The organism is Protofrankia sp. CiP1_Cm_nod4 (assembly GCF_982290645.1).
Genome location: NZ_CEVIVC010000112.1, coordinates 1 through 10,326, shown reverse-complemented (window position 1 = coordinate 10,326; position 10,326 = coordinate 1). Strand labels below are relative to the sequence as shown.

Genomic DNA, 10,326 nt, shown 5'->3' with positions numbered 1-10,326 from the left:
AAACATGACTAAAAAAGACAAAACCGGACGAAATGGCATCCTGGACCTCGGCCCAGTGCCTTTCTGAGCCCGTCGCGCCTTCCCAGGGCACCTGCTTCTTCCGGCCCGGACAGGTGGAAGCCGGACACCGCGCTCCCCCGGGAAGCCTGACCGCAGGCGAACGCGTGCCGGTAGCGCTGGATCCGGACATGTGAGCTTGGACGCCGTACTGGGAGCGACGGTCGGAACGCGCGCCGGGAAGCCGTCTCGAAACGTCCATCAGCGACCGCAGTGGAAACGACCAGGAAAGCCCAACCGCCGTGGAAACGGCCAGAAGGCCGCTGCGGGAGCTGCCAGGAACACTGCGGAGCCCGTCAGAAACCGCTGCGGGAGCTACCGGAAACCACCGCGGGATCCGTCAGGACCGTTGCGGGAGCTACCAGGGAGCGCTGTGATGACCGTCAGGAACCACTATGGGAGCTGTCAGGAGCCGCCGTGGGAGAGGAACTCCGCGTAGAACAGGCCGAGGCCGAACGCCACGGCCAGGCCGGAGACGATCCAGAAGCGGATGATGACCGTGGTCTCGGGCCACTCTGCCAGCTCGAAGTGATGATGGATCGGCGCCATGTTGAAGACACGCTTCCGGGTGGCCTTGAAGAAGGCAACCTGAAGGATCACCGACAGCGTCTCGACGACGAACAGCCCGCCGAGGACGAACAGCAGCAGCTCCGTCCGGCTGACGATGGCGATGCTCGCGAACGCGCCACCGAGAGCCAGGGAGCCGGTGTCGCCCATGAATATCTTCGCGGGGCTGGCGTTCCACCACAGGAAACCGAAACAGGCGCCCATGGCCGCCGCCGCCACCAGCGCGACGTCGAGCGGGTCCCGGACCAGGTAGCATCCCGGGCCGCCGGCGCCCGGCTCGCACAGGTTGCCGAACTGCCAGAAGGAGATCACCACGTAGGCGCCGAACACCATCGCCGAGGTGCCGGCGGCCAGCCCGTCCAGCCCGTCGGTGAGGTTCACCGCGTTCGACGTCGCCGCGATGATGATCCAGGCCAGCAGGGGGAAGCCGACCAGGCCGATCGAGATGTCGGTGTCCCGGACGATCGAGACGAACGTCGACCCCGGCAGCAGCCCTTCGGCGTTCTTGAAACGGACGGCCAGCAGCCCGAACGCCAGCGCCACCGCGGCCTGCCCGGCGAACTTGGTGCGGGCGGTGAGCCCGAGGCTACGCTGCTTACGGATCTTGATGTAGTCGTCGAGGAAGCCGACCACGCCAAGACCGGTCATGACCATCAGGACGAGCAGCCCGGACGCGGTGAAGCCCTTCATCGTGACGATATGCGCGATGAAGTACCCGGCCAGCGTCGCGAGGATGATGACCGTCCCGCCCATGGTGGGCGTGCCCCGCTTGGTGAGGTGGCTGGACGGCCCGTCCTCACGGATCTCCTGACCGTAACCCTGCCGGCGGAACAGCCGGATCACCGATGGTGTCCCCAGCAGCGACACCACAAGGGCCACCATCGCGGCGACCAGTACACCTCTCACCCGTTCGCACCCCACTCGCCGGGTGCGGCGCCCAGGGGTGGTGTGACACCCAGGGAGACAGCACCCGACGTCAACTCGCTCGCGACCCGCTCCAACCCGAATGCGCGGGATGCCTTGACCAGTACCACATCGCCCGGTACCAGCCGCTCCCGCAGCAGCGTGCACGCCTGCTCGACGTCGGCGACCCACACCGACTCCCCCGACCAGGAGCCCTCCAGCGACGCTCCGAGATGTATCCGGCGCGCCCGCGCGCCGACCGCCACCAGCTGCTCCACCCCGAGGCGGACGACAAGCCGGCCGAGGGCGTCGTGCTCGTCGTCGGCGCTCACGCCGAGCTCCTCCATGCCGCCGAGGACCGCCCAGGCCCGCCGGCCGCCCCGGCTGAGGTCGACCAGCGTCTTCAACGCGGCCCGCATGGACTCGGGGTTGGCGTTGTAGGCGTCGTTGACAACGGTGACGCCGGTGTCGGTCACCGTCACCTCCATCCGCCAGCGGCTGCGCGCCCGGGCCCGGGACAGCACCTCGGCCGTCCGCGCGGGCGACAGGCCGAGACGGATCGCGACCGCGGCGGCGGCCAGCGCGCTGCCGACCTGGTGCTCGCCGACAAGGGTGAGCGCGACCGGGTGCCGCTCACCGGCGGCCACCAGGGCGAAGCGGGCACGGCCGTCGTCACCGACCCGCACGTCGTGCGCCCGCACGTCCGCCCGTTCCCCTTCACCGAAGGTGATCACCTCACCGCGGGCGCGGACGGCCATCCCGGCGACCAGCGGGTCGTCGACGTTGAGGACGACAGCCTCGGAGGCCGCCGCGGCCAGTTCGCCCTTGGCCCGCGCGATACCGGCCTGCCCGTCGGCGTACTGGCCGAGATGCGCCGAGCCGACGTTGAGCACCACCCCGATCCGCGGCCGGGCCAGCTCGCACAGGGCGGCGATGTGGCCGAGGCCGCGGGCGCCCATCTCCAGCACGGCGAACCTGGTGGCCGGCTCGATGCGCGTGACGGTCAGCGGCAGGCCGATCTCGTTGTTGAACGAGCCGGCGGCGGCGACGGTCGGCCCGAGCTCACCGAGCAGGTCGGCGAGCAGGTCCTTGGTGGTGGTCTTGCCCGCCGAACCGGTCACCGCCACCACGGTCGCCGACGACCGGGTACGCACCTGCGCGGCGAGCGCGGCCAGCGCGGCGACCGGATCGGCGACCACCACCGCGGGCACGCCCACCGGCCGGGCCGCGAGCACCGCCGCCGCGCCGGCACCTACCGCCGCGGCGGCGAAGTCGTGGCCGTCGACCCGCTCCCCGGCCACCGCGACGAACAGCGCGCCGGCGGTGACCTGGCGCGAGTCGATGACGACGCTGGTCACGGCGGCGTCAGGATCATCCACGGCGTCCAGCCGGCCGCCGCAGGCCACCGCGACCTCGCGCAGGGTCAGCGTCATCACCGTCGGACGCCCCTCACGCCGAATGCCGGCGCGACACGGGACGCCACCCGGCCAGCTCCGCCCGCAGCACGTCACGGTCGTCGAAGGGGGTCACCACGCCGGCCTGCTCCTGACCGGTCTCGTGCCCCTTGCCGGCCAGCACGACCGCGTCTCCCGGCTGGGCGAGGCCCACCGCGAGGCGGATCGCCGCGGCCCGGTCCGGCTCCACCATGACACGGCCCCGGGCGCTGGGCGGCAGCGTCCCCACGCCGGTACACATCTGCGCGATGATCAATTCCGGATCCTCCGACCGGGGGTTGTCACTGGTGAAGATCGAAATATCGGCGCCGACGGCCGCGGCGGCGCCCATCAGCGGACGTTTGCGCCGGTCACGGTCACCCCCGCAGCCAAGCAGCACGATCACACGGCCGGGCACCAGCGGCCGCACGGTACGCAGCAGCGTCTGCACCGCGTCCGGTGTGTGCGCGTAGTCGACCAGGCCGAGGAACGGCTGGCCGGCGTCGACCCGTTCCATCCTGCCCGGCACCCCGGGCAGGCTCGCCAGCCCGGCCGCCGCCACCGGCGCGGGGACACCGGTGGCCACCAGCAGCGCCAGCGCCACCAGGGCGTTGCCGACGTTGAAGGCTCCGGGCAGCGCGATGCCCACCCGGACGTCCACGCCGTACGGGCCGAGCGCGCGGAAGACCGTCCCGCTGGGGCCGGCGGCGACGTCGACGGCACGCCAGTGCGCGTCGGCGGCCGTCCCGCAGGTGATCGCCCCCGGGACGGCCCCGGCGAGCTGGCGCCCCCACGGCGTGTCGATGTCGATGACGGACACCCCGGTCCGCTCGGGGGTGAACAGGGCGGCCTTGGCGGCGAAATAGTCCTCCATCGACGGGTGGAAGTCGAGATGGTCCTGGCTGAGGTTGGTGAACGCCGCCCCGGCGAACCGGATGCCGCCCACCCGGTGCAGGGCGACGGCATGGCTGGAGACCTCCATCGCCGCCGCGGTCACCCCACGCTCGGCCATGACCGCGAGCAGCGCCTGCAGGTCGGTGGCCTCCGGCGTGGTGCGCACCGAGGGGAGCACCGTGTCGGCCAGCCGCGTCTGCACCGTCCCGATCAGCCCGGTCGTGTGCCCGGCGGCCCGCAGCCCCGCCTCCAGCAGGTAGGCCACCGTCGTCTTGCCGTTGGTGCCGGTGACCCCGAGCAACGTCAGGGCCGTCGACGGTTCGCCGTACACCCGGGCCGCGACCGGCCCCAGCAGCGCCCGCGGGTCCGCGGCCACAAGCACCGGGACGTCGGCCACGCCCGCGCCGGCTGCCGTGTCCGCGCCGGCTGTGTCCGCATCAACGGCTGTGCCACCGCCAGCCACGTCCCCATCGTCACTACCAGCCGCGTCACTACCAGCCATGTCGCTACCGGCTACGTCCCTGCCGGCCGCGCTCCCACCAGCTACGTCCCTGCCAGCCGTGCCGCTACCGGCTACGTCCCTGCCAGCCGTGCTCCCAGCAGCCGTGCCGCTGCCAGCCGTGTCACTACCAGCCGTGCTCCCAGCAGCCGTGCCGGACGACCGGGCCGCCGCCATGATCTGGTCAGCCCCGGCCCGGTCGGTCAGCACGGCCACAGCCCCGGCCGCGATCGCCTGCCGGACGAAGGCGGCCCCGTGCACGCGCGCGCCGGGCAGGGCCGCGTAGAGGTCGCCAGGACGCACCGCCCGGGAGTCATGGGTGATCCCGCGGACGACTACACCCGCCACAGCACCGCCGGTCACCGTGAGGCCGTCGTATCCGACGGTCAGCTCGGTGAGCGCCCGTGCGGGCGGGGCGACCGGACGCAACACCGGTGAGGTCACGGCAACGACACTAGTAGCCGGCCCGCCGGGACCTGCGTCGGGTCACGACGGGCACGGCGGGTCAACGACCCGCGTCCAGATCGAGAACGAGCTTCGGCGGGCTCGTGCCGGACGGAGGCACGCCCAGCGTCGTCAGCGCGAAGGTCATCACCCGCTGGAACACCGGTGCGGCGACCGTCCCACCGAAGTGGCCGTCGCGGGGATTGTCCAGGACCACCTCGACGACCACCCTGGGCTGGTCGGCCGGGGCGAAACCCACGAACGACGCGACATAGCCGTCGTAGTGGCCGGAAGCGCCCACCCGCTGTGCCGTCCCGGTCTTGCCCGCCACCCGGTATCCGTCGATGGCCGCCAGCGGCGCGGTCCCCGAGTCGGTGGTCACCGACTCCAGCATCTGCGAGACCGTGGCCGCGGTGGCCGCGCTGACCACCCGGACGCCGGGCTGGCGGGGCGTGGTGCGCACGGCCCCGTCCGGGGAGATGGTGCTGTCCACCAGCCGGGGCGCGACCCGCACGCCCCCGTTGGCGATGGTGGCGTACACCGAGGCCATCTGGATCGCGGTCGCGGACATCCCCTGCCCGTAGGAGATCGTGGCCTCCTGCTGGACGTCCCACTCGGCGGCGGGCCGCAGGATGCCGGCGCTCTCCCCGGGGAAGCGCAGCGCGGTCCTGGCACCGAGGCCGAAGTCGCGCAGCGCGCTCTCCAGGCCGGCCGGGCCGAGCTTGCGCGCGATCTGGATCGTCCCGAGGTTGCTGGACCTGGCCAGCACCCCGGCCGCGGTCAGGTGCTCGACCCCGTGCGGCTCGGCGTCGGTGAAGGTCCGGCCCGCGATGCGCATGTTCGGCGGCACCGTCACCGGGGTCTCCGGCGTGATCAGGCCACGGTCGATCGCCGCGGCCATGGTGATGACCTTGTTGACGCTGCCCGGCTCGTAGACGTCCTGGGTGGCGCGGTTCTTCAGGGTGCCCGGATCGGCAGTGGCGACCTTGTTGGGGTCGTAGCCGGGCGCGTCCACCATCGCGAGGATGTCCCCGGTGTTCGGGACCATGACCACGACGCTGCCGCCGTCGGCCTGGGTCGTGCGCACGGCCTCGGCCAGCGCCTGCTGCGCGGCCCACTGGATGTCGCGGTCGAGGGTCAGCCGCACGCTCGACCCCGGCACCGGGTCGGACTCCCGGCTGGCCGCCGACGGGATCATCCGGCCGGCCGGGTCGACCTCGACCCGGCGCAGGCCGTCCGTCCCGCGCAGCACCCGGTCGTAGGCGCTCTCGATACCGCCACTGCCAACGATCACCTCGTTGTCACCGATCGTGGTGAACCCGACGACGTTGGACGCGAGTGCGCCGGACGGGTAGAGACGTCGGCGCTCCTCCAGGACGCCGATGCCGGGCAGCCTCAGGTCGGTCACGGCCTTGCCCACCGCCGGGTCCAGGCCCCGGGCCAGGTAGGCGAAACGTCCGCTGCCGGTAAGTTTCGGCTGCAGAGTGTCGGCGGGCACGCCGAGCAGCGGCGCGAGGGCGGCGGCCACCACCTTCGCGTCGGTGACGTTGTGCGGGTCGGCGTAGACCGCGCGCGCCTCGACGTCCTGCGCCAGCGTCGCTCCGCTACGGTCAGTGATGACACCGCGGACCGCGGGCAATGCCACCGTCCGCAACCGCTGCTGCTCGGCACGTTCGGCATAGGTGGACGCCTGGAACGCCTGCAGCTGGGTCAGCCGGCCGGCGAGCACGACCAGCGCCGCGCAGAGAACGACGACCGACACCCGCAGCCTGCGCCGCGGGCTGCCCAGCCGCATGGGCGGCCGGGGCGCGGCACCGCGCGGCGCGGCGGCGCGTGGCGCCGACCGGGCCGCGGGCCGGGCTGCCAGACGGGCCGACAGACGGGCTGAGGGATGAGCATCCGAAGGGTGGGCAACGGTGCCGCTCGGTCCGTCCGTCCGGCCGCGTGGTGCGGGCAGCTGGCGGCTGGCGGTACGGGTGGGCCGGCGTCCCCGGCGCTGGTCCGGCGACCGGCTCGGCCGCTGCCCGCCAACCCCGCCACGGTCCGGCTGGTGACCGCCCGTGTCGTAACCACCCGTGTCATAGACGTATCCGTCGATGTATCCGTCCTGGCCATGGGCGTATCCGTCGCGGCCGGACGCGCCGCCCCCGCGGTAGCCGTCGTCAGGGCGGCCGTAGCCGGAATAGCCGGAGCGGCCGTGACCGGAGCGACCGTGGTCGTCATAGTCGGAGTCGCCCTGGTCGTAGCCGGAGTAGCCGTCGTCAGGGCCGCCCCAGCGGCGGGGATCCCCGTGGACGGTACGGGAGGCGGAACCGGCGGCCGTGGCACGGTAGCCGTCCGGATCCGCATAGCCGGCCGCGAACCCACCGCGGCTGTCCTCGCGCTCATACCACTGATCAACAGTGTCATTACGAACAGGCGTGGAGGCTTTGCGTGACCGCGATCGGCCACGCGCGGCTCCACGGTGCACCGTGGAGCTCACTGGGCGCCCACGGCTGGCGACCCGCCCGCGACCGACGTGCCACCAGCGGGGCCACCCACGGCCGCTGACGCGCCACCACCCGGCGCGCCCGCTGCCGGCGCGGTTGCCGGCTGCGGGCCGCCAGGAGCCCCCGCGCCGCCGGCGCCCGCTGTGGCTCCGGAGCTCGTTGTGGCTCCGGCGCCCGCCGCGGCACCGGAGCCCGCCGCGGCACCAGACGCCGTCGCGGCACCGGCCGGCCGGCCCGGCGGTGGCACCACCACGACGGCAAAGCCGGCGGACGCCTCCGTACCGATCACTCTGGCACCGGGCGGGAGCGGGGCTCCGGCCGGCAGGTAGTGCGGGATGCCGCCGGGGACCATCCCGAGCTGGGCCGCCCGGGCGGCGAGGTTCGCCGGGTCGGACAGGTTGTCCAGCCGCATGGACAGCGCCTGCTGCTCGTCCATGAGATCGGACGAGTCCTGCCGCAGGTCGTGGACCTTGAACGCGCTCTGCGCGAGTGCCGTGTTGAGCAGCAGCAGGCACATCAGGCCGGCACCCATGAGCAGCATCAACAGGATGACGAAGGGCGCACGGGGAGCGCTGCCGCGCACGGAGGGCTGGCCGACACGCAACGGCGACGGCGCGGACGGCCGGCCCGGCCCGGACGCCCGCCGGCGCGACCGGTCCAGGAGCGGGGTGGCCGCCCGGCCCGCCGGCCCGCCGGCCCGCCGGCCCAGGGACGGGATCGGGATGGCGGTGTCGGCGTGTCCTCGGGCCGCCGCCGATGCGGGCACCGTGTCGTACACCGCGGCCGACGCCGCGTAGCCGCGGCGGTCGGCGCGGGCCGCCTGGTACGACGCGCGAGTGGGCGGCGTGGCCGCCTTCGCCCTGCCCCGGCCCTGTCGTGTCAGCAGGGGGGCCGGCGCGCTCATGCCGCACCTCCGGCTGTCCCGTTCGGGCCGGCCGGCCCGAACGTCCCGGCCGTCCTGACCGTCCCGGATATCCTGGACGTCCTGGAACTCCCATAAGCCCCAGACGTTCTGGAGGACCGGGAGGCCCCGGACGGCGGGGCTATCCGCTCGACGGCGCGCAGTTTCGCCGCGGAGGCCCGCGGGTTGGCCGCCACCTCGTCCGGGGACGACGTCTCCCCACCGCGGGTGAGCCAGCGCATCGTCGGCGCGGCATCCGGCGGGATCACGGGCAGGTCCGGCGGTACGTCAGGGCGTACCCGCGCGGCGAATGCCCGCTTGACCATGCGGTCCTCGAGCGAGTGGTAGGCAAGCACGACGAGTCTCCCCCCGACGGCGAGCGCGTCGAGGGCCGCCGGCAGCGCCCGGGCAAGCGCCTCGAGTTCGCCGTTCACCTCGATCCTCAACGCCTGGAATGTACGTTTTGCTGGATTTCCACCGTTACGACGTGTTGCGGCCGGAATGGTCCGGCGGACGAGATCGGCCAGGCGCGCCGAGGACACGAACGGCTCGCGGGCGCGTTCCGCGACCACGGCCGAGGCGATGCGGCGAGCGAAGCGTTCTTCTCCGTAGTGGCTGAGGACGCGGGTGAGCTCGGCGGCGTCGTAGGTGTTCACGACGTCCGCGGCGGTGCGGCCCCGGCTGGGGTCCATCCGCATGTCCAGGGGAGCGTCCCGGGAATAGCTGAATCCCCGCTCGTCGGAATCAAGCTGCAGCGAGGAGACGCCCAGGTCGAACAGCACACCGTGCACCTCGGTCAGACCGAGGGTGTCCAGGACGGCCGGCAGCTGGTCGTACACGGCGTGTACCAGGGTGACCTGGCCGGCCCGGTCGGCCAGCCGGGCGCGGCTGTGCTCCAGCGCCTGTGGATCACGGTCGAGACCGATCAGGCGGGCCGTCGGGCAGGCGTCGAGTAACGCGCTCGCATGACCGGCGAGGCCCACGGTGGCGTCGACCAGGACCACCTCGGGCCCGGGCAGGGCCGGCGCCAGCAGGCCAACGACACGGTCGGAGAGGACGGGGATGTGCGTGGCGTCCACCTCGACCTCCTCGAACGGTTTTGTGAACCTCGCGGCGGGGAAGATGCGGTTGACCCGCGATCACGCTTGGTGAAAACCGCGGTGTGCACGTACGGACGATGTGAGCAGGCGACGATGTGAGCAGACAAGGATGTGAGCAGACAATGTGAACGGATATGGCGGACCGGTCCTGTCGGCTGCGTGACAGCCGGCCGGATGACCGCCAGATACGCGGACAGGCGGGAACACGTGCGCCGGGCGGCCCGGTGCCACCATCGGCCCCGGGGCTCGGCATGTGCCCAGGTCCCGCCCCGCTCACGCCACCGGACACCGGGGAAGTGGCGTCCGGTATGGAGCGGGGGGAGACCTCGGCGCACACCTGATGCCCCGGGCCGCGGCGGCACAGAGATGGCACAGAGGCGACACAGGGGTGGCGCGAGGGCCGTCGACGCTGGTCGGTCGGCGCTCCCGGTCGGGTGTGGCTGCTGTGTCTGCCGCTGTGTCTGCCGCCGTGTCCGCCTCGGACGATGACGCTCGGGCAACGCTCAGATGACGCCGGGCAACACCTCCTCGGAAAGCGCGGCGAAGTTCTCCTCCTGGCCGGTCAGATAGGTCTCCCAGCGGGCCGCGTCCCAGATCTCCACCCGGGTGTTCGCGCCGTTGACGACGCACTCCCGGGTAAGTCCCGCATACGTGCGCAGGGCCGGCGGGATGGTGATCCGTCCCTGCCGGTCGGGAACATCGTCCGAAGCCGAGGAAAAGAAGACACGGCTGTAATCCCGTAGAGCTTTTGCCGTAACAGGCGCGGCCCGCAGGGAGTCACTGATCCGGGTGAACTCAGGCATGGGGAACACGTAGAGACAGCGTTCCTGCCCCTTGGTGATCACGAGCCCCCCTTCCAGCTCCTCGCGGAACTTCGCCGGCAGGGTGAGCCGGCCTTTGTCGTCGAGCCGGGGCGTGTGGCTGCCGAGGAACATCGGCGGCCTCCTCGCCCGTGCCCGAGAGGTTCATGGCCGTTCAAACCCCGCCCTGGTCAGCCTGACAGTGCCCCTGCCCCCCACTGCGCGCCACTGTACCCCAC

Annotated in this window: 7 protein-coding genes; all 7 read right to left on the bottom strand. The window is 72.5% G+C overall.

All coding sequences use genetic code 11. The features are described 5' to 3' along the window. Positions 1–462: 462 nt before the first annotated feature. Positions 463–1,530 carry a phospho-N-acetylmuramoyl-pentapeptide-transferase gene (gene mraY, locus AC5LSR_RS18195; protein ID WP_250285165.1) on the bottom strand — a complete coding sequence of 356 codons (1,068 nt, stop codon included), beginning with the start codon at positions 1,528–1,530 and terminating at the stop codon, positions 463–465. After that, the gene (locus AC5LSR_RS18190; RefSeq protein WP_493468718.1) at positions 1,527–2,963 is read right to left on the bottom strand and encodes a UDP-N-acetylmuramoyl-tripeptide--D-alanyl-D-alanine ligase; all 1,437 of its coding nucleotides are present in this window, start codon (positions 2,961–2,963) and stop codon (positions 1,527–1,529) included. The genes mraY and AC5LSR_RS18190 overlap by 4 nt, the downstream gene beginning before the upstream one ends. Before the next feature lie 13 nt (positions 2,964–2,976). Then, positions 2,977–4,797 (bottom strand): UDP-N-acetylmuramoyl-L-alanyl-D-glutamate--2,6-diaminopimelate ligase, encoded by a 1,821-nt coding sequence (locus AC5LSR_RS18185; RefSeq protein WP_250285167.1) that lies wholly within the window; start codon positions 4,795–4,797, stop codon positions 2,977–2,979. A 61-nt stretch (positions 4,798–4,858) separates the two neighbouring features. Further along, positions 4,859–7,279, bottom strand: coding sequence for a peptidoglycan D,D-transpeptidase FtsI family protein (locus tag AC5LSR_RS18180; protein WP_493468717.1), 2,421 nt, complete (start codon positions 7,277–7,279; stop codon positions 4,859–4,861). After that, positions 7,276–8,190 carry a cell division protein FtsL gene (gene ftsL, locus AC5LSR_RS18175; RefSeq protein WP_493464949.1) on the bottom strand — a complete coding sequence of 305 codons (915 nt, stop codon included), beginning with the start codon at positions 8,188–8,190 and terminating at the stop codon, positions 7,276–7,278. Before ftsL ends, AC5LSR_RS18180 begins: the two co-directional genes overlap by 4 nt. Next, positions 8,187–9,266, bottom strand: coding sequence for a 16S rRNA (cytosine(1402)-N(4))-methyltransferase RsmH (gene rsmH / locus AC5LSR_RS18170; protein WP_250286482.1), 1,080 nt, complete (start codon positions 9,264–9,266; stop codon positions 8,187–8,189). The genes ftsL and rsmH overlap by 4 nt, the downstream gene beginning before the upstream one ends. A 524-nt stretch (positions 9,267–9,790) precedes the next feature. Continuing rightward, entirely contained in the window at positions 9,791–10,222 is a 432-nt protein-coding gene (mraZ, locus tag AC5LSR_RS18165; protein ID WP_250286484.1) for a division/cell wall cluster transcriptional repressor MraZ, read from the bottom strand. Between the last annotated feature and the right edge of the window lie 104 nt (positions 10,223–10,326).